This is a genomic window from Enterobacter sp. A103, assembly GCF_034427535.1.
GTDB classification, from domain to species: domain Bacteria; phylum Pseudomonadota; class Gammaproteobacteria; order Enterobacterales; family Enterobacteriaceae; genus Enterobacter; species Enterobacter asburiae_B.
This window is the reverse complement of sequence record NZ_JAXQPQ010000002.1, coordinates 389,836-409,455: the sequence shown is the minus strand read 5'-3', so window position 1 is coordinate 409,455 and position 19,620 is coordinate 389,836. Positions and strand designations below refer to the sequence as shown.

Here is a 19,620-nt window from a genome sequence, read left to right as displayed (position 1 = left end):
CACGCGGTCAATTAAACGGTGTCTCCCCGTTCAACACCTTCTCAATCACGTTTAAAACGCCTTCATCGTTATTGTGCGGCGCTTCAAAACGCGCCGCCTCTTTGATGTGCGGTCTGGCATTCGCCATCGCAAAGCTGAACCCGGACTGGCGCAGCATCTCCACGTCGTTGCCGCTGTCGCCGAAGGCCACCACTTCGCTGTCGTCAATGCCCCAGCGCTTTTGCAGGATCCGCAGACCGTTAGCTTTGTGCACGCCGGGGATAATCAGATCGATACTGCCGTGACCGGTGGTGACGGGCACCATGATGTCGCTCAGCTTTTCATGCAGCAGCGCCTGAATTCGCGGAATTTCATCATCAGAGACGTTAAGCCCGAACTTGAAGAAAATATCGTTCAGGTTATGGAAATCGCTGACCATTTCGAGGCGGTGGTAATACTTCGCCGCGATATCCTTAAAGCCCTCGTCATAGCATTTCAGCGTGTACGCGCTGCTTTTCCCGCAGGCGATAATCTCAATGCCCGGAACCTCGTTTAACACGTTCGCGACGGTCTCGAAATGGGCTTTCGACAGTTCACCGTTAAAGACATCCTCACCTTCGCTCACGACCCAGCCACCGTTTTCGGCGACGAACGCAATTTCATGCGCAATCTCCGGGAAAAAGGAGATCAGCTGGTAATACTGGTTGCCGCTGGCGACCACGAAGCGAATGCCTTGCGCCTTCATGCGGGCGTACTGCGCCAGAAAGCGCGGCCGATTATAGGTCTTGGCATCGCTCAGAAAAGTACCATCCATGTCGACGGCGATCAGTTTAACGCTCATATCCCTTCTCCAGTGTCGTTTGATTCGTTTCCGGCTTTGCCACCGCGCGCGCCACCAGCGCCGCGATGATGACCAACCCTAACACCACCAGCATGGCGCTGCGCAGCCCGTAGTGCTCGCCGAGGAAGCCGAGCAGCGGCGGCCCCACCAGGAAGGCGAGGTAACCGGTAGTTGCCACCACGCTGACGCGCGTCGGGGCATCCGGGCCGGTGTCGCTGGCGGCGGAAATGGTCAGCGGGAAGCCAAGTGATGCCCCCAGTCCCCAGAGGATCACGGAAACGCCCGCAATCCAGTCCACGTCCACAAAGATGATCATCGCGATACCCAGGCCGCCCAGCAGGGCGCTGGCGCGCACCACCGCCACGCGGCTGTAGCGGTCGATAAACCAGCCGCCGGTGAAGCGCCCGACGGTCATCCCCAGCGTAAACCCGGCGTAAATCAGCGAGCCGGAGGTCGGGCTAAAGCCGTGACCGTCCACCATCAGCAGCGGCAGCCAGTCGTTGGCGGAACCTTCCGCGAACGCCATCGCCAGCACCACCACGCCGATCAGCATCAGCTGGAAGTCGCGGTAGAAGGGCAGCCCTTTTTCGGCCGAGTGCTGTTCGTCAGCGGAGTTCTTACCGGTGCCGTCCGGGATGGCCCGGATGCCGGTCAGGATCGGAATGATGCACACCAGCGCCGCCAGCAGGATATGCAGATTCGCGCTCACGCCGGTGGCCGTCAGCGCCATCCCCACGCCCGCACCGGCCAGCGTGCCGAGGCTGTAAAAACCGTGCATCATCGGCAGCACGGTTTTATTCATCTCACGTTCGACCGCCGCCCCTTCCACGTTGATGGCAACTTCCGCCGACCCAAAGCTTCCACCAAATACCGTCAGTCCCAGGGCGAACAGCACCGGCGAGGCACACCACAGCGCCACGCTTAATATGCCCATCCCGAACACGGCAAAGCACATGGTGGTGCGGATCACCGCTCGCGTACCAAAGCGCTTTACCAGCCACGCGGAGCAGAGGATGCCGCTCATGGAGCCTATCGACAGGCCGAACAGCACGATGCCCATCTCGGCGGTAGAAACGGACAAAATATCGCGAATGGCGGGGGTGCGCGTGGCCCAGGAGGCCATCAGCAGGCCGGGAATAAAGAAGAACATAAACAGCGCCCACAGGCGTCGCTGTAGGGCTTTACGGGGAGAGGTCTGCGTCATTGGGATAGCACCAGAAGTACAACAATAGCGACAACACTAGCAAGTTTGTGTACATTTGTACACAAACCACGTGAGGAATTTATGAGCAGACCACCGAACGATCCGCATCGCCGGGAGAAGATCCTGCAGGCAACGCTCGATACCATCGCCGAGCACGGCATTCACGCCGTCACGCACCGTAAAATCGCCACCTGCGCGGGCGTGCCGCTGGGGTCGATGACCTACTATTTCGACGGCATGGAGCCGCTGCTGGAGGAGGCCTTCACGTGGTTTACCCGGCAGATGTCGCAGCAGTACCGGGATTTCTTCGCCGGCGTCACCGGGCCGGAAATGGCGTGCGAATCTATCACCACGCTGATCCACAGCTCGCAGGTGACCACGCCGCACAACATGGCGCTGATGTATCAGCTCTACGCCTTTATGCACCGCAGCGCGGCGCTGAAAACGGTGATGCAGGACTGGATGAAAATGAGCCAGACCACGCTGGAGCAGTGGTTCGACCCGGTTACCACCCGCGCCCTGGACGCGTTTATCGAAGGGATGACGCTGCACTATGTCACCGACCGGGCGCCGTTAACCCGGGAGGAGATCCGGGCGATGGTGGGGAGAATTGCGGGCGAGGGCGGATGCTAGGTTGCGCCCGCGGTCATATTGACGGTGGTTCCCGTCATAGCGCCTGCCGCATCTGAGGCCAGAAACGTAATCGTGTCTGCCACCTGTGCCAGCGTCGGCAGGCGATGCGTCAGGGTGCTTTGCGCGGCACCGCTGAGAAACTGCTCAACCGTAATCCCCATCGCCTGCGCCCGGGCGGCGAAAATGGCTCCCACATACGAACCCGCCTGCACAGCGTCTGCTATCGCGTGCGAACGCACGCACAGTACGCGAATATTGTGTGTCCCCAGCTCCGCCGCCAGCGCCCGGGTAAAGGCTTCCGTTCCCGCGCAGCCGACGATATGCCCGAGGTGGCCCGCGATCGTCATGTTCGCGGCAGGCGCGACGACGGTAATAATGACTCCACCATGCTCGCCGCCCATGCGGGGCGACACGGCTTTCGCAATGTTAAAGTAGGCAGCCAGGAAGGGATCAAAACCCTGCCTGAACTCATCGAGCGTTAACGCCTCAAGGCGTTTGCCCTGATCGTGCATAAAGCCCGTGGCGTTGACGACGATATCAATGCGGGCAAGGTCGGTGAGCAGCGAGGACTCCTCGAGCGCATCGAAAACAAACGTGCTGGCAGAACCGCCCGCGGCGCGAATGCTGCTGGCGACCTGCTCCAGCCTGGCGTGGTCGCGTGCGGCGAGGTACACATCCGCCCCTTCACGCGCCAGAGCGTGCGCCACTGAACTGCCGATGACGCCGCTTCCGCCGAAGATAACGGCGGTTTTGTTCTTAAAGCCCATAGCTGCATACCCTCACCAGGATTAACCCTCAGAAGTATGTGCCGGGTTTCGGCTGATGCAACCTGGCAGATGGGTGGGGTATGCGGCTGGAAGGCCTTACTGCGCCATTATCAACGGGTTACTTTGGCGAGATTTTTTTGCCGCTGGCGTCCACGACGGCTTCACCATCTTCTTTCGTAAACGCCCCTTTCTGCACACCCGGCAGGATGTCGAGGACGACTTCAGACGGTCGGCACAGGCGGGTGCCCAGCGGCGTCACCACGATCGGACGGTTAATCAGGATCGGGTGCTGCAGCATAAAATCAATAAGCTGGTCGTCGGTGAACTTATCGTCGGCAAGGCCGAGCTGTTCATAGGGCTCCACGTTTTTACGCAGCAGATCCCGCACTGAAATGCCCATCTCGGCAATCAGGGTGGTCAGCTTATCGCGCGACGGCGGGGTTTCCAGATAAAGGATAATCTCTGGCTCCGTGCCGCTGTTGCGGATCATCTCCAGCGTGTTGCGCGAGGTTCCGCAGGCCGGGTTGTGATAAATGGTGATGTGGCTCATATCAGTGGCTCATTACAGTGTGAAGGAGAGACGTAGCGCCAGCGCGGCGAGCGTCACAAACAGGACCGGCAGCGTCATAACGATGCCCGTCCGGAAATAGTAGCCCCAGGTGATCGTCATGTTTTTCTGCGCCAGCACGTGGAGCCAGAGCAGGGTAGCGAGGCTGCCGATAGGCGTGAGTTTCGGTCCCAGATCGCAGCCAATCACGTTGGCGTAAATCATCGCTTCCTTGATCAGTCCTGTCGCCGTACTGCCCTCGATGGAGAGCGCGCCAATCAGCACCGTGGGCATATTGTTCATTATGGATGACAGGAACGCGGTGATGAACCCGGTTCCCAGCGTGGTGGCCCACAGCCCGTGTCCGGCCAGGCTATCCAGTACGCCTGTGAGAGAGTCCGTCAGCCCGGCATTGCGCAGGCCATACACCACCAGATACATCCCCAGCGAAAAGATAACGATCTGCCACGGCGCGCCGCGCAGCACTTTTCCGGTGTTTATCGCATGTCCGCGTTTTGCGACAGCGAATAAAATCAGCGCGCCGACGGTCGCGATGGCGCTGACCGGAATGCCGAGAGGTTCAAGCACAAAGAAACCGACGAGAAGCAGCAGCAGGACGATCCAGCCCGTTCTGAACGTCGGGAGGTCGTGAATGGCCCGCGCGGGCTCGCGGAGTTTTGCCAGGTCATATTCCGGGGGGATTTCCTTGCGAAAGAACAGATGCAGCATCACCAGCGTTGCGGCAATCGCGGCGATATCTACCGGGATCATCACCGAGGCGTATTCGCTGAACCCCAGCTTAAAGAAGTCTGCCGACACGATGTTGACCAGGTTGGACACAATCAGCGGCAGGCTGGCGGTATCGGCGATGAAGCCCGCCGCCATCACAAACGCCAGCGTGGCCTGCTTGCTGAACCCCAGCGCCAGCAGCATGGCGATCACGATAGGGGTCAGGATCAGCGCCGCACCGTCATTGGCAAACAGCGCCGCCACGGCTGCGCCCAGCAGCACGATATACGTAAACAGCAATCGTCCGCGACCGTTCCCCCAGCGGGCAACGTGCAGCGCCGCCCACTCGAAAAAGCCGGACTCATCCAGCAGCAGGCTGATGATGATGACGGCAATGAACGTTGCCGTGGCGTTCCAGACGATATTCCACACGATCGGAATATCGTTAATGTGAATCACGCCGCTGGCCAGCGCCAGTACGGCGCCGATAGTCGCGCTCCAGCCGATACTGAGCCCTTTGGGCTGCCAGATGACCAGTACCAGCGTAAACAGAAAAATAGCCCCTGCCAGAAACATCTTCTACTCCGTTATATCTGTTTTTGTGAATGTGTTTTACCTAGCACGAACCTGAGAGTCGGTTTTTCAGCTTCATGCGCGTCTCTTCCCGCAGGCAGTTCCAGCTGTTGTCGATAACGGTTGCCGCCCATGCAGGCATGTTGGGAGACAAACGGTAATGGACCCATTTCCCCTCGCGACGGTCGATAACCAGCCCGGACTCGCGCAGCAACGCCATGTGGCGGGAGACCTTAGGCTGCGACTCGGTGGTTGCGGAGCAGAGATCGCAGACGCACAGCTCGCCCGCTTCGCGGAGCAGCATGACGATGGCGAGCCGCGTTTCGTCGGAGAGGGTTTTAAAGAGCTGGAGTGGGTGGAGCATGGGCGTTCCTGCAGGTGGAATGATTTATATATGTTTAATCATATATGTTTTGATTGCAGGATAGAAGCGGAGATGAGAGGTATGGGAATTTCAGGCAACAAAAAACCCATCAACCTTGAACCAAAACGGCGGGGTTGATGGGCTCCACAAATTGGGGACATCAAAGAAAAGCAGTGGCACTAGTTATGACTGCCCCCTGATAAAAAAGTTCTGCGCGTGACGAAAATAATTTTCCCCGCGCGCAAACTTAGGAGTTATCCGAGTCCGGGCCAGATGATGATGATCAGCGTACCCGCCAGCGTGAGCAGCACGTTAGCGATAGCGTACGTGCCCGCATACCCCAGCGCCGGGATGTTGCTGCGCGCGGTGTCGCTGATGATTTCCATGGCCGGCGCACAGGTACGTGCGCCCATCATCGCCCCGAACAGCAGGGCGCGGTTCATGCGCAGCACGTAGGCGCCGAACAGGAAGCAGATCACCACCGGCACCAGGCTGACGATAAGTCCGGAAACCAGCATCTGCCAGCCGACGGCGCCCAGGCTGTGGCCAATCCCGCTTCCCGCGCTTAAGCCCACGCCTGCCATAAAGACCATCAGACCGAACTCTTTCACCATGTTCAGCGCGCCCTGTGGAATGTAGCCGAAGGTTGGGTGGTTGGCTCGCAGGAAGCCCAGCATGATCCCGGCAAACAGCAGCCCGGCGGCGTTACCGATGCCAAAACTGAAGTTGCTGAACTGGAAGGTGATCATCCCGATCATCAGGCCAACGATAAAGAAGGCGCAGAAGGCCAGCAGGTCGGTGACCTGGCTGTGAATGGAGATAAAGCCGATGCGGTCGGCAACGGTTTTCACGCGTCGCGCGTCGCCGCTGACCTGCAAAACATCGCCTTTGTTGAGCACGACGTTATCGTCGATAGGCATCTCAATCTGGCTGCGGATCACGCGGTTGAGGAAGCAGCCGTGGTCGGTCAGCTTCAGCTGCGCCAGACGGCGGCCCACGGCGTTATGGTTTTTCACCACGATCTCTTCGGTGACGATACGCATGTCGAGCAGGTCGCGGTCGAACACCTCTTTGCCGTTACGGAAGCTCGGGTCGAGACGGGCGTGGGCGTCCGGGTAACCCACCAGCGCGATGTCGTCGCCCATCTGCAGCACCGCGTCGCCGTCCGGGTTCGCCAGAATGCCGTTGCGGCGGATACGTTCGATATAGCAGCCCGTCTGGCGATAAATCCCCAGCTCGCGCAGGTTTTTGCCGTCAGCCCATGCCACCAGCTCTGGCCCGACGCGATAGGCGCGGATCACCGGGAGATAGACTTTACGTTTGGAATCGGTATCGAGACCGCGCTCGCGCGCGATTTGCTGGGCGCTGGTCTGCAGATCCTGGTGCTGCAGTTTTGGCAGGTAGCGTGCGCCGACAATCAGGCTCACCAGACCAATCAGATAGGTCAGGGCATAGCCCAGGCTCAGGTGGTCGAGGGCGGTAGAAAGCTGCGCGCCGGCCATGCCGGAATGGCGCAGGGTATCACCGGCACCCACGAGCACGGGGGTGGAGGTCATGGAGCCTGCCAGCATACCGGCCGTTAACCCGATATCCCAGCCAAACAGTTTACCCAGCCCTAACGCGATCAGCAGCGCGCTGCCGACCATCACCAGCGCCAGCATCAGATAATTTTTGCCGTCGCGGAAGAAAATTGAAAAAAAGTTCGGTCCCGCTTCCACGCCAACACAAAAAATAAACAGCATAAAGCCTAAGTTGAGCGCGTCCGTGTTAATGCTGAAGTGCTGCTGGCCTAATAATAAGGATACGACTAAAACGCCAATGGAATTACCAAGTTGAACTGAACCCAGGCGCAATTTACCCAGGCAAAGGCCCAGCGCCAGTACCACAAATAATAACAGGATGTAATTCCCATTTAACAAGTCTGCGACGTTTATATTCACGGAGGCTAACTTCTTGTTTACCAGTAAGTTGTTGAATGAAAGGACTATTTGGGCTACTGTTTTCTGAGCCAGGGAACGTGTTCAACCCTCCCTGTTACCTAATTTATTCCCTAAAACATTAGCTGGCCGATAGTTTAATCGTATTAGCTACTGACAGCTACCTATTATCGCATCACCCTGTGCGTACTTTGGCAAGGATTGCCGCATTGCTTTATCTGACTGGGCGTCTACCCGACGAAGGTGTATTTGATAGAGATAAGTCAGGAGGATAGTTTGAACATTAAACGAAACTGGGCGGGGGTGATCAGCTGCTTTTTGCTGTTTACCGTCGTGTGCATGTCGCTCGCTTTTAATGTGAAGGGGGCATTCAGGGCTGCCGGACACCCGGAGCTGGGGCTGCTCTTTTTTACCCTGCCGGGAGCGGCAGCCAGTTTTCTTTCCCGTAAAGGGGAGGTGGTCAAGCCGCTTATTGGCGCAATGCTGGCGGCACCGCTGTGTCTGCTGCTGATGCGCATGCTGTATGTGTCAACGCGAAGTTTCTGGCAGGAGATGGCGTGGTTGCTGAGCGGCGTCTTCTGGTGCGCCCTCGGCGCGCTGTGCTATTTGTTTGTGTGCAGCCTGATTAAGCATCGACGGCACCACAAATAAAAACGCCCTCCGGGTGAGGGCGTCTTCGCATTACTGGGCGGCAAACAGGCCCAGATGCTCTTTGGCGTAAGCTTCAAAGTCAGTGCAACCACCGATGTGTTTCTGATCGAGGAAGATCTGCGGTACGGTTTCAACCGGCTTACCGACGGTTTTTTCGAGATCCGCTTTGGAGATGCCTTCCGCGTGGATATCCACGTAGCGGAAGTTGAAGTCATCGCGCTCTTCGGTCAGTTTCTCAGCCAGCTCTTTCGCGCGCACACAGTAAGGGCACCCTGGACGACCAAAAATTACTGCAAACATTTCTCTCTCCTCAAAAAACAAGCCTGACGGCGAATAGGACATATAGTGCCCGATAACCTGTCGCCATTAAAGAAGGTTTCGCCTGTCGCTTTGATACAGTAAGGCTATGTTTCGCCAATTACACCGCGCAAATCATTGCCTATACTGGCTGCCATAAGGTTTAAGCAAGACAAAGAGAGACAAGATGACGCCAACCATAGACCTGCTCACATCCCACCGTTCCATTCGCCACTTCACCGACGAGCCGATTACCGAGGCGCAGCGCGAAGCGATTATTAACAGCGCCAGAGCGACCTCCAGCTCCAGCTTTCTGCAGTGCAGCTCGATTATCCGCATTACCGACCCGGCCATGCGTGAACAGCTGGTCGCGCTGACCGGCGGACAGAAGCATGTGGCCCAGGCCGCGGAGTTCTGGGTGTTCTGCGCCGACTTTAACCGCCACCTGCAGATCTGCCCTGAGGCCGAGCTGGGGCTGGCCGAACAGCTGCTGCTGGGCGTGGTGGATACCGCGCTGATGGCGCAAAACGCCTTTACGGCGGCGGAGTCGCTGGGATTAGGCGGTGTCTACATCGGTGGCCTGCGTAATAACATCGAAAGCGTGACCGAGCTGCTGAAGCTGCCAAAACACGTCCTGCCGCTGTTCGGCCTGTGCCTCGGCTGGCCGGCGGATAACCCGGATCTGAAGCCGCGCATTCCTGCCGCCATGCTGGTGCACGAAAACCACTACCAGCCGGTCGATCAGGACGTCCTGAATCAATATGATGAAGAGCTGGCGAACTACTACCTGACGCGCGGCAGCAATAACCGTCGGGATACCTGGACTGACCATATTCGTCGCACCATCATTAAAGAAAACCGCCCGTTTATTCTTGATTACCTGCACAAACAGGGCTGGGCGACGCGATAGTCCATTCCGCCTGCGCCTGCCTGCGTATATGATATGCAGGCTTTTTCCATGTCTTCAGAGAGGTGCAGGGTGAAAATTGCCATATTGTCCCGGGATGGAACGCTCTATTCATGTAAGCGCCTGCGAGACGCGGCGGCGAAACGCGGGCATCAGGTTGAGATCCTCGACCCGATGTCCTGCTATATGAATATTGACCCGGCCGCCTCGTCGATTCACTACAAAGGCCGCAAGCTGCCGCACTTTGATGCCGTGATCCCGCGCATCGGCTCCCAGATCACCTATTACGGCACCGCCGCGTTGCGCCAGTTCGAGATGCTGGGCAGCTATCCGCTCAATGAATCCGTCGCCATTTCGCGCGCCCGCGACAAGCTGCGCTCGCTGCAGCTCCTCGCCCGTCAGGGGATCGATCTCCCCGTCACGGGGATTGCCCATTCACCTGACGACACCAGCGATCTCATCGACATGGTGGGCGGCGCGCCTTTGGTCATCAAACTGGTGGAAGGCACGCAGGGCATTGGCGTAGTGCTGGCGGAAACGCGTCAGGCGGCGGAGAGCGTGATTGACGCCTTTAGGGGCCTCAATGCCCACATCCTGGTGCAGGAGTACATCGAAGAGGCGAAAGGGCGCGATATTCGCTGCTTCGTGGTCGGCAATGAAGTGGTGGCGGCCATCGAGCGCCAGGCGAAAGAGGGCGACTTCCGCTCTAACCTTCACCGCGGCGGCGTGGCGCGGGTAGCTGATATTAGCGATCGCGAACGTGAAATTGCCGTAAAAGCGGCGCAAACCCTGGGGCTGGACGTGGCGGGCGTAGACCTTCTGCGCGCGACGCGCGGGCCGCTGGTCATGGAGGTGAACGCCTCGCCGGGGCTGGAAGGCGTAGAAAAAACCACAGGTGTCGATATTGCGGGTAAAATGATCGCATGGATCGAGCGTCATGCCACGCCGGGCTACTGTCTGAAAACGGGCGGTTAAATGGTATTGAACGCACTTTTTGCGTAATCTATACCCTAAATAATTCGAGTTGCAGCAAGGCGGCAAGGGAGTGAATCCCCTGGAGCTTACATTAGTAAGTGACTGGGGGGAACGAGCGCAGCCAACGCACATGCAACTTGAAGTATGACGGGTATATGCGAAGTTTTTAATTAAGAGGCTGCACAGCGATGGATTTACAGGTCGTACCTACACTGGATACGTTACGTCAATGGCTTGATGATGCCGGAATTACGTTCTTCGAATGCGATTCCTGCCAGGCGCTGCATCTGCCTCATATGCAGAATTTCGACGGCATTTTCGATGCCAAAATCGATCTCATTAACGACGTGATCCTTTTCTCCGCGCTGGCCGAAGTGAAGCCCTCCGCGCTGCTGGCGCTGGCCTCCGACCTGTCAGCGATCAACGCCAGTTCTTTGACGGTGAAAGCATTTCTCGACATACAGGATGATAATCTGCCAAAACTGGTCGTTTGCCAGTCTTTATTCTCCGGTGCCGGGCTGTCGTTCAAGCAGTTCTCCTGGTTTATGCGCTTGAGCGAAGAGCAAATTTCCATGGTCATGATGGAAGCCAATGCACACCATCTGCTGTATAGCGCGGAAGATGATGCAGAGAATAATGATGCATCTCCCAATTTTCTTCACTGAACCTGTCTGACTTTTGCGCAGTCGCTGCCATAGCGGCTGCATAAGGCCATTTTTTCTGCTGCTTTTAACCTTTCTTTAAAGAATTTTTCACCTCCCTGAAGGCCGTTTCGGCTTATCACGTAGACATAACCTGCATAAAAAATTGATAAAAGGCGTTTTTTCGTCTGGGCTATAGCCGGAGACACGGGCTACAGTTATTCTTGCGATGCTTAAAAAAAGCGAGCGGAAGCTGCCGGGTAAAGAGGTTTCTTTTTATTTTGGGCAGAGCGACAAACTATGCATGATTATTGCATATCTTCAGATTGCACAGTTTTAGTTCGTTTGTTAACGAGCTTTCAGAAGGAATAAAGATATGATCGCCTTGAATAAAAAATGGTTATCGGGTCTGGTTGCGGGTGCTCTGATGGCCGTCTCTGCCGGCACGCTCGCTGCGGAACAAAAAACGCTGCACGTTTACAACTGGTCTGACTATATCGCGCCGGACACGGTGGCGAATTTTGAAAAAGAGACCGGCATTAAAGTGGTCTACGACGTATTCGATTCCAACGAAGTGCTGGAAGGAAAGCTGATGGCGGGCAGCACCGGGTTTGATCTCGTGGTGCCTTCCGCAAGCTTCCTCGAGCGCCAGCTGACGGCAGGCGTCTTCCAGCCGCTGGACAAGAGCAAGTTACCGAACTGGAAAAACCTCGATCCGGAAGTGCTGAAGCTGGTGGCGAAGCATGACCCGGACAACAAATACGCCATGCCTTACCTGTGGGCGACCACCGGTATCGGCTACAACGTGGATAAAGTCAAAGCGGTGCTGGGGCCGGACGTCAAGCTGGACAGCTGGGACGTGGTGCTGAAGCCGGAAAACCTTGAGAAGCTGAAAAGCTGCGGCGTCTCCTTCCTCGATGCGCCGGAAGAGATTTTCGCCACCGTGCTGAACTACCTGGGCAAAGACCCGAACAGCAGTAAAGCCGATGATTACACCGGCCCGGCGACCGATCTGCTGCTGAAGCTGCGTCCAAACATTCGTTACTTCCACTCGTCTCAGTACATTAACGACCTGGCGAACGGCGATATCTGCGTCGCGATCGGCTGGGCAGGGGACGTGTGGCAGGCGGCTAACCGCGCGAAAGAGGCGAAAAACGGCGTGAACGTCTCTTACTTCATTCCGAAAGAGGGGGCGCTGGCCTTCTTCGACGTCTTCGCGATGCCGGCTGATGCGAAGAACAAAGACGAAGCCTATCAGTTCCTCAACTACCTGATGCGTCCTGAGGTGATCGCCCACATCAGCGACCACGTTTACTACGCGAACGGTAACAAGGCCTCCGTGCCGCTGGTAAGCGAAGAAATCCGTAACAACCCGGCTATCTATCCGCCAGCGGATGTGTTCGCCAAGCTCTTCACCCTGAAAGTTCAGGATCCAAAAATTGACCGCGTGCGTACCCGCGCGTGGACCAAGGTGAAAAGCGGTAAATAACGGCGTTGGGTATTGTTGCCCGGTGGCGCTGTCGCCTACCGGGCCTGTACAACCCGTAGGCCGGGCAAGCGTTAGCGCCGCCCGGCGATGCGCACCCTGACGGTGCGTTTGCACCAGTACTGATCTATGCCGGAGAACACCCCGTGAATGACGCGATCCCCCGCCCGCAGGCGAAAGTCCGTAAAGCGCTGACCCCGCTTCTTGAAATTCGTAACCTCACCAAATCTTTCGATGGCCAGCATGCCGTGGACGACGTCAGCCTGACTATCTATAAAGGCGAAATTTTTGCCCTCCTGGGAGCTTCTGGCTGCGGAAAATCGACCCTGCTGCGTATGCTGGCCGGTTTTGAACAGCCCACCGCCGGGCAAATCATGCTTGATGGCGTGGATCTCTCCAGCGTGCCGCCGTATCAGCGCCCGATTAACATGATGTTCCAGTCCTACGCGCTGTTCCCGCACATGACGGTGGAGCAGAACATCGCCTTTGGCCTGAAGCAGGACAAGCTGCCGAAGGCCGAAATTACCGCGCGCGTGGCCGAGATGCTGAGCCTGGTGCACATGCAGGAGTTCGCGAAGCGTAAGCCGCACCAGCTCTCCGGCGGCCAGCGCCAGCGCGTGGCTCTGGCTCGCAGTCTGGCAAAACGCCCGAAATTATTGTTGCTCGATGAGCCGATGGGCGCGCTGGATAAAAAACTGCGCGACCGTATGCAGCTCGAAGTGGTGGATATCCTCGAGCGCGTGGGGGTGACCTGCGTGATGGTGACCCACGACCAGGAAGAAGCGATGACCATGGCCGGACGCATCGCGATCATGAACCGCGGGAAGTTCGTGCAGATTGGCGAGCCGGAAGAGATTTATGAGCACCCGACCACCCGCTACAGCGCGGAGTTTATCGGCTCGGTCAACGTCTTCGAAGGGCTGCTGAAAGATCGTCAGGAGGATGGCCTGGTCATCGAATCGCCGGGGCTGCAGCATCCGCTTAAGGTCGATCCGGATAACTCCGTGGTGGATAACGTGCCGGTCTACGTCGCGCTGCGTCCGGAGAAGATCATGCTCTGTGAGGATCCGCCTGCCGATGGCTATAACTTTGCCGTGGGCGAAGTGGTGCACATTGCCTACCTGGGCGATCTGTCTATCTACCACGTGCGGCTGAAAAGCGGGCAGATGCTCAGCGCGCAGCTACAGAACGAACATCGCTACCGCAAGGGGCAGCCAACATGGGGTGACGAAGTGCGCCTGTGCTGGGATGCTGACAGTTGCGTCGTGCTGACGGTATAAGGAGCGGCAAATGGGTGCACTTGAACCTCCAGCTCGCGCAGAAAAGCCGGGCGGTTTTGCCCAGTGGCTAACGCGCTTGCAGATGAACCACGGCCGCAAGCTGGTGATTGCCATGCCGTATGTGTGGCTGATCCTGCTGTTCCTGCTGCCGTTCCTGATTGTTTTCAAGATAAGCCTGGCGGAAATGGCGCGGGCGATCCCGCCCTATACCAACCTGCTGGACTGGGCCGACGGGCAGCTGACGCTGACGCTTAATCTCGGCAACTTCCTGCAGCTCACCGACGATCCGCTCTATTTCGAAGCGTATCTGCAGTCGCTGCAGGTGGCGGCGATCTCGACGCTCTGCTGTCTCGTGATGGGCTACCCGCTGGCGTGGGCGGTGGCGCACAGCAAGCCGTCGACGCGCAACATCCTGCTGCTGCTGGTGATCCTGCCGTCGTGGACCTCGTTCCTGATCCGCGTTTACGCCTGGATGGGGATCCTGAAAAACAACGGCGTGCTGAATAACTTCCTGATGTGGCTCGGGGTTATCGATCAGCCGCTGACGATCCTGCACACCAACCTCGCGGTCTATATCGGCATTGTGTACGCCTATCTGCCGTTTATGGTGCTGCCGATCTACACGGCCCTGACGCGTATTGATTACTCGCTGGTGGAAGCGTCGCTCGATCTTGGCGCCCGTCCGTTAAAAACCTTCTTCAGCGTCATTGTCCCGCTGACCAAAGGCGGCATTATCGCCGGGTCAATGCTGGTCTTTATCCCGGCGGTAGGGGAGTTTGTGATCCCTGAACTGCTCGGCGGCCCGGACAGCATCATGATTGGCCGCGTGCTGTGGCAGGAGTTCTTCAATAACCGCGACTGGCCGGTGGCCTCGGCGGTAGCGATTGTTATGCTCCTGCTGCTGATCGTGCCGATCATGTGGTTCCACAAGCATCAGCAGAAACAGATGGGAGACCACGGATGAACAACTTACCGGTAGTGCGCTCCCCGTGGCGAATTGCGATCCTGGTGATCGGCTTTACCTTCCTGTATGCGCCGATGCTGATGCTGGTGATCTACTCGTTCAACAGCTCTAAGCTGGTAACGGTCTGGGCTGGCTGGTCGACGCGCTGGTACAGCGAGCTGTTCCACGACGATGCGATGATGAGCGCGGTGGGGCTGAGCCTGACCATTGCTGCCCTTGCGGCGACAATGGCGTCGGTGCTGGGCACGATCGCCGCGCTGGTGATGGTACGCTTCGGGCGTTTTCGTGGCTCAAACGGGTTCGCGTTTATGATCACCGCGCCGCTGGTCATGCCGGACGTGATCACCGGTCTCGCGCTGCTGCTGCTGTTCGTGGCCCTGGCGCACGCCATCGGCTGGCCGGCGGATCGCGGCATGCTCACCATCTGGCTGGCGCACGTCACCTTCTGTACGGCCTACGTGGCGGTTGTGATCTCCTCGCGCATGCGCGAGCTGGATCGCTCCATTGAAGAGGCGGCGATGGATCTTGGCGCGACGCCGCTGAAGGTCTTTTTCATCATTACCCTGCCGATGATTATGCCGGCGGTGATCTCCGGCTGGCTGCTGGCGTTTACGCTGTCGCTGGACGATCTGGTTATCGCCAGCTTTGTCTCCGGACCGGGCGCGACGACGCTGCCGATGCTGGTCTTCTCCAGCGTGCGCATGGGAGTCAACCCGGAGATCAACGCCCTGGCTTCCATCATCCTCGGCGTGGTCGGAATTGTCGGATTTATCGCCTGGTATTTGATGGCGCGCGCGGAAAAACAGCGCGTGCGCGATATCCAGCGTGCAAGACGCGGCTGAAGGATTTAAAATTTCCAGTGATGTGCCGCGCATGACGCGGCACTGTTTTTCAGGGAAGTAAAACATTGGGATTATTAAAAAAATCACGTACTACGCACGCGCGTCCTAACGTACCTGCACTGGTTCAGGTGGCGGCGCTCGCCATTATTATGATCCGCTGCCTGGACGTGCTGATGATTCTGAACACCCTGGGCGTGCGCGGCATCGGTGAATTCATTCACCGCAGCGTGCAGACGTGGAATCTGACGCTTGTCTTTTTGAGCAGCCTGGTGCTGGTGTTTATCGAGATCTACTGCGCGTTTTCGCTGGTCAAAGGGCGCAACTGGGCGCGCTGGGTCTATCTGCTGACGCAAATTACCGCCGCCAGCTATCTGTGGGCCGCCTCGCTGGGATACGGTTACCCGGAGCTGTTCAGCATTGCCGGGGAATCCAAACGCGAGATCCTGCGCGCGCTGTTTATGCAAAAACTTCCGGATATGCTGGTGCTCTGTCTACTCTTCGTTCCGGCCTCAAGCCGGCGGTTCTTCCGCCTGCAATAATGTGTATAATCGCAGCCCTCGTGATTCTTAAGGTTTTCATATGCAGTGCGCACTCTATGACGCCGGACGCTGCCGCTCCTGTCAGTGGATAGAACAGCCGGTCTCTCAACAACTCACCGCCAAAATGGCCGACCTGCAACAGCTGCTGGCAGCACAAGCGGTGGGCGAGTGGTGCGCACCCGTCAGTGGCCCGGAGCTGGGCTTTCGTAATAAGGCCAAAATGGTGGTCAGCGGCAGCGTTGAAAAACCGCTGCTGGGAATGCTGCACCGCGACGGCACGCCGGAAGATTTAACCGACTGCCCGCTGTATCCCGCCTCCTTTGAGCCCGTCTTTGCCGCGCTGAAACCGTTTATCGCGCGTGCAGGGTTAACGCCTTACAGCGTTGCCCGCAGGCGCGGCGAGCTGAAATACCTTCTGCTGACGGAAAGCCAACTCGACGGCGGCATGATGCTGCGCTTTGTGTTGCGCTCGGAAGCCAAGCTGGAGCAGCTGCGCGCGGCGCTGCCGTGGCTGCAGGAACAGCTGCCGCAGCTGAAGGTCATTACGGCAAACGTTCAGCCGGTGCATATGGCGATCATGGAAGGGGAGAAAGAGATTTTCTTCACCGACCAGCACGCGCTGGCCGAAAGCTTCAACGGCGTGCCGCTGTGGATCCGCCCGCAAAGCTTCTTCCAGACCAACCCGACCGTGGCAAGCAGCCTGTACGCCACCGCCCGCGACTGGGTTCGTGCGTTAAACGTCCCTCATATGTGGGATCTCTTCTGCGGCGTGGGCGGCTTTGGTCTGCACTGCGCCACGCCCGAGATGCAGCTCACCGGCATTGAGATCTCTGCCGAAGCGATTGCCTGCGCGAAGCAGTCCGCCGCCGGGCTGGGGTTAACGAATCTGCACTTCCAGGCGCTCGACTCCACGCAGTTTGCGACCGGCCAGGGCAACGTGCCGGAGCTGGTGCTGGTCAACCCGCCGCGCCGCGGCATCGGCAAGGCGCTGTGCGACTACCTGAGCCAGATGGCACCCGAGTACATCGTCTATTCCAGCTGTAACGCCCAGACCATGGCGAAAGACATCGCCAGCCTGCCGGGCTACCGCATTGAACGCGTTCAGCTTTTCGATATGTTCCCGCATACCGCGCATTACGAAGTGCTGACGTTGCTCGTGAAATCTTAAACAAAATGTGAACTCTTCCCCCGCTCGAAATCAGGTAAGCTTACGTCATAAGAGATGAATAAAGGCTTACCCATGAAGCAGATCCTGCTGGTGGAAGACGACCACGATATCGCGGCGCTTCTGCGACTCAATTTAGAAGACGAAGGCTACGCCATCACCCACGAGCCCGACGGGGGCAAGGCCTTACTGCGTCTTGAAAAACAGCCGTGGGATGCGGTGATCCTCGACCTGATGCTGCCCAGCGTTGACGGTCTGGAGATTTGCCGCCGCATCCGTCAGATGACGCGCTACCTGCCGGTGATCATCATCAGCGCCCGCAGCAGCGAGACCGACCGCATTACCGGGCTGGAAACCGGCGCCGATGATTATCTGGCGAAGCCGTTCTCGGTGCAGGAACTCATTGCGCGCATCAAAGCGCTTTTCCGCCGCCAGCAGGCGATGGGGCAGGCGCAAACCGACGGTCAAATTCAGGCCCACGGTCTGACCATCGATCCGCTGGCGCGCAGCGTGCTGCTTCACGGCCAGGTGGTGGATCTCACCCCGCGTGAATTCGAGCTGCTGTACTTCTTTGCCCGTCATCCTGGCGAGGTCTTTTCGCGTCTGGCGCTGCTGGAGCAGGTCTGGGGCTATCAGCACGAAGGCTATGAGCACACCGTTAACACCCATATCAACCGCCTGCGCATCAAGATTGAGAAGGACGCCGCCGAGCCGGAGATTATTCGCACCGTCTGGGGCAAGGGCTATAAATTTGCGGAGCCAAATCATGATGCGCCGCTTTAGCCTGGGCCAGCGCCTGACGCTGCTGTTCATCCTGCTGATGATGCTCTGCGCCACCGTCGCCTGTGCGGTACAACTCTACACCAGTACGCAGTACGGCAACGCGATGGTGCAGCGGCTGTCGGGCGGGCTGGCGCAGCAGATCGTTCAGCGTGAAGCGATTCTGGACGCGCAGGGCAGGGTCGACCGAACGGCGCTCAAGCCGCTGTTCGATCGGCTGATGACCTTTAATCCGAGCGTTGAGCTGTACGTTGTCTCCCCGGACGGCGATATCCTGGCCGATGCCGCACCGCCTGGCCACATTCAGCGGCAAAAAATCGATCTGGCCCCGGTTCAGACCTTCCTGAGCGGTACCGCCATACCGGTTCTGGGCGACGATCCTCGCAGTCAAAATAAAAAGGTCTTTAGCGCCACGCCGCTGCGGCAGGACGGTGAGCTAAAAGGCTATCTGTACATTATTTTGCAGGGCGAAGAGTCAAACGCCCTGGCTGAAATGGCCTGGCATAAGGCGCTGTGGAGCACGGTACTGTGGTCATTGCTGTGGGTCGCGCTGTTTGGCCTGCTGGCAGGTTTACTGGTCTGGTACTGGGTCACGCGCCCGGTAAAACAGCTGACGGTGGAGGTCGCCGGGCTGGAGCAGGACAGCATCAGCGCTATCAGACAGCTGGCGGCGCAGCCGTTGGACGCGGCGGCCAGAGATGAAGTGGCGATCCTGCGCAACAGCTTTATCGAGCTGGCACGCAAAATCACCCGCCAGTGGGACCAGCTGGCCGACAGCGATCGCCAGCGCCGGGAGTTTATCGCCAACATTTCGCACGATCTCCGTACGCCGCTGACCTCGCTGCTGGGCTATCTGGAAACCCTGTCGCTAAAATCCGCCACGCTGACGCCGCAGGAGCACCAGCAGTATCTCGCCACCGCGCTGCGTCAGGGGCAAAAAGTCCGTCATCTTTCGCAGCAGCTGTTCGAGCTGGCGCGCCTTGAGCACGGCGGCATTAAGCCGCAGCGCGAGCGTTTCGCGATGGGGGAGCTGATTTCCGACGTGGCGCAGAAGTTTGAGCTCACCGCCCGCACGCGCGAGGTGAATCTGCATATTGACGTGCCGGGACCGCTGCCGCTGATTAACGCCGACGTGTCGATGATCGAACGCGTGGTGACCAACCTGCTCGATAACGCGATGCGCCATACGCCATCTGGCGGGGAAATTCGTCTGGCGGTCTGGCAGGAGAATGAACGGCTTCAGGTCGAAGTGGCTGACAGCGGAACGGGCGTGGATGCCTCGCTGCGCGACGATCTGTTCCAGCGGCCATCGGCGTTGAACACCCAGGCATCGCGGGAGAATCGCGGCGGACTGGGGCTGTTAATCGTGAAACGTATGCTGGAGCTGCACGGCGGTGGGATCAGGCTGATGGAGTCGGTGAGCGGGGCGCGGTTCAGGTTCTTTGTGCCGTTGTGAGAGAGTGCCGGGTGGCGGCTTCGCCTTACCCGGCCTACAGACTACCACCCCCGTAGGCCGGGC

Annotated in this window: 21 protein-coding genes; 13 read left to right on the top strand and 8 right to left on the bottom strand. The window is 58.2% G+C overall.

Translation table 11 applies throughout. The features are described from left to right. Positions 1 to 7: 7 nt before the first annotated feature. On the bottom strand, positions 8 to 820 hold the full coding sequence (locus SPH27_RS07385; protein ID WP_182071434.1) for a Cof-type HAD-IIB family hydrolase: 813 nt from the start codon (positions 818 to 820) through the stop codon (positions 8 to 10). Beyond that, complete coding sequence (locus SPH27_RS07380) at positions 810 to 2,024, bottom strand: MFS transporter (protein ID WP_048976812.1); 1,215 nt, start codon at positions 2,022 to 2,024, stop codon at positions 810 to 812. The genes SPH27_RS07385 and SPH27_RS07380 overlap by 11 nt, the downstream gene beginning before the upstream one ends. A gap of 81 nt (positions 2,025 to 2,105) precedes the next feature. On the opposite strand from SPH27_RS07380, the gene SPH27_RS07375 reads away from it, so the two are divergent. After that, positions 2,106 to 2,657 carry a TetR/AcrR family transcriptional regulator gene (locus tag SPH27_RS07375; RefSeq protein WP_023335053.1) on the top strand — a complete coding sequence of 184 codons (552 nt, stop codon included), beginning with the start codon at positions 2,106 to 2,108 and terminating at the stop codon, positions 2,655 to 2,657. Here SPH27_RS07375 and SPH27_RS07370 read toward each other — a convergent pair. The 5 genes from SPH27_RS07370 to SPH27_RS07350 all read right to left on the bottom strand — a co-directional run bounded on the left by SPH27_RS07370 (position 2,654) and on the right by SPH27_RS07350 (position 7,577). Continuing rightward, a complete protein-coding gene (locus tag SPH27_RS07370) occupies positions 2,654 to 3,424 on the bottom strand; it encodes an SDR family NAD(P)-dependent oxidoreductase (RefSeq protein WP_182071435.1) in 771 nt (256 codons plus the stop codon). The genes SPH27_RS07375 and SPH27_RS07370 overlap by 4 nt on opposite strands. A 118-nt stretch (positions 3,425 to 3,542) precedes the next feature. After that, positions 3,543 to 3,974 (bottom strand): glutaredoxin-dependent arsenate reductase, encoded by a 432-nt coding sequence (gene arsC, locus SPH27_RS07365; RefSeq protein WP_182071436.1) that lies wholly within the window; start codon positions 3,972 to 3,974, stop codon positions 3,543 to 3,545. Positions 3,975 to 3,986: 12 nt separating this feature from the next. Then, entirely contained in the window at positions 3,987 to 5,276 is a 1,290-nt protein-coding gene (locus SPH27_RS07360; protein WP_182071437.1) for an arsenic transporter, read from the bottom strand. A 40-nt stretch (positions 5,277 to 5,316) separates the two neighbouring features. Then, complete coding sequence (locus SPH27_RS07355; RefSeq protein ID WP_045142923.1) at positions 5,317 to 5,637, bottom strand: metalloregulator ArsR/SmtB family transcription factor; 321 nt, start codon at positions 5,635 to 5,637, stop codon at positions 5,317 to 5,319. 254 nt (positions 5,638 to 5,891) lie between these two features. After that, the gene (locus SPH27_RS07350; protein ID WP_014169303.1) at positions 5,892 to 7,577 is read right to left on the bottom strand and encodes an aspartate:alanine antiporter; all 1,686 of its coding nucleotides are present in this window, start codon (positions 7,575 to 7,577) and stop codon (positions 5,892 to 5,894) included. Positions 7,578 to 7,850: 273 nt separating this feature from the next. Between SPH27_RS07350 and SPH27_RS07345 the strand changes: the two genes are divergently transcribed. After that, on the top strand, positions 7,851 to 8,225 hold the full coding sequence (locus SPH27_RS07345) for an inner membrane protein YbjM (RefSeq protein ID WP_033145040.1): 375 nt from the start codon (positions 7,851 to 7,853) through the stop codon (positions 8,223 to 8,225). Positions 8,226 to 8,255: 30 nt separating this feature from the next. On the opposite strand, the gene SPH27_RS07340 is transcribed toward SPH27_RS07345, so the two are convergent. Further along, positions 8,256 to 8,525, bottom strand: a complete 270-nt coding sequence (locus SPH27_RS07340; RefSeq protein ID WP_014169305.1) for a GrxA family glutaredoxin — start codon at positions 8,523 to 8,525, stop codon at positions 8,256 to 8,258. Positions 8,526 to 8,709: 184 nt separating this feature from the next. Between SPH27_RS07340 and nfsA the strand changes: the two genes are divergently transcribed. The 11 genes from nfsA (at position 8,710) to SPH27_RS07285 (ending at position 19,557) form a co-directional block, all read left to right on the top strand. Then, positions 8,710 to 9,432, top strand: coding sequence for a nitroreductase NfsA (gene nfsA, locus SPH27_RS07335; RefSeq protein ID WP_033145041.1), 723 nt, complete (start codon positions 8,710 to 8,712; stop codon positions 9,430 to 9,432). Positions 9,433 to 9,501: 69 nt separating this feature from the next. Further along, complete coding sequence (gene rimK, locus SPH27_RS07330) at positions 9,502 to 10,404, top strand: 30S ribosomal protein S6--L-glutamate ligase (RefSeq protein WP_033145042.1); 903 nt, start codon at positions 9,502 to 9,504, stop codon at positions 10,402 to 10,404. Positions 10,405 to 10,592: 188 nt separating this feature from the next. Then, positions 10,593 to 11,069, top strand: coding sequence for a YbjN domain-containing protein (locus SPH27_RS07325; RefSeq protein WP_014169308.1), 477 nt, complete (start codon positions 10,593 to 10,595; stop codon positions 11,067 to 11,069). Positions 11,070 to 11,421: 352 nt separating this feature from the next. After that, the gene (gene potF / locus SPH27_RS07320) at positions 11,422 to 12,534 is read left to right on the top strand and encodes a spermidine/putrescine ABC transporter substrate-binding protein PotF (protein ID WP_023335062.1); all 1,113 of its coding nucleotides are present in this window, start codon (positions 11,422 to 11,424) and stop codon (positions 12,532 to 12,534) included. Positions 12,535 to 12,677: 143 nt separating this feature from the next. After that, positions 12,678 to 13,811, top strand: a complete 1,134-nt coding sequence (potG, locus tag SPH27_RS07315) for a putrescine ABC transporter ATP-binding subunit PotG (protein ID WP_024907855.1) — start codon at positions 12,678 to 12,680, stop codon at positions 13,809 to 13,811. A 10-nt stretch (positions 13,812 to 13,821) separates the two neighbouring features. Continuing rightward, positions 13,822 to 14,775 (top strand): putrescine ABC transporter permease PotH, encoded by a 954-nt coding sequence (gene potH / locus SPH27_RS07310; RefSeq protein ID WP_182071438.1) that lies wholly within the window; start codon positions 13,822 to 13,824, stop codon positions 14,773 to 14,775. Continuing rightward, positions 14,772 to 15,617 carry a putrescine ABC transporter permease PotI gene (gene potI, locus SPH27_RS07305; protein WP_029739447.1) on the top strand — a complete coding sequence of 282 codons (846 nt, stop codon included), beginning with the start codon at positions 14,772 to 14,774 and terminating at the stop codon, positions 15,615 to 15,617. Before potH ends, potI begins: the two co-directional genes overlap by 4 nt. Positions 15,618 to 15,682: 65 nt before the next feature. Next, positions 15,683 to 16,156 carry a YbjO family protein gene (locus tag SPH27_RS07300; RefSeq protein ID WP_023310935.1) on the top strand — a complete coding sequence of 158 codons (474 nt, stop codon included), beginning with the start codon at positions 15,683 to 15,685 and terminating at the stop codon, positions 16,154 to 16,156. 40 nt (positions 16,157 to 16,196) lie between these two features. Further along, positions 16,197 to 17,324, top strand: coding sequence for a 23S rRNA (uracil(747)-C(5))-methyltransferase RlmC (rlmC, locus tag SPH27_RS07295; RefSeq protein WP_182071439.1), 1,128 nt, complete (start codon positions 16,197 to 16,199; stop codon positions 17,322 to 17,324). A 72-nt stretch (positions 17,325 to 17,396) separates the two neighbouring features. Further along, complete coding sequence (locus tag SPH27_RS07290; protein WP_033145045.1) at positions 17,397 to 18,104, top strand: response regulator transcription factor; 708 nt, start codon at positions 17,397 to 17,399, stop codon at positions 18,102 to 18,104. Next, positions 18,088 to 19,557: a sensor histidine kinase gene (locus SPH27_RS07285; RefSeq protein WP_182071440.1), complete on the top strand. Its 1,470-nt coding sequence runs from the start codon at positions 18,088 to 18,090 to the stop codon at positions 19,555 to 19,557. Before SPH27_RS07290 ends, SPH27_RS07285 begins: the two co-directional genes overlap by 17 nt. The last annotated feature ends 63 nt before the right edge of the window (positions 19,558 to 19,620 follow it).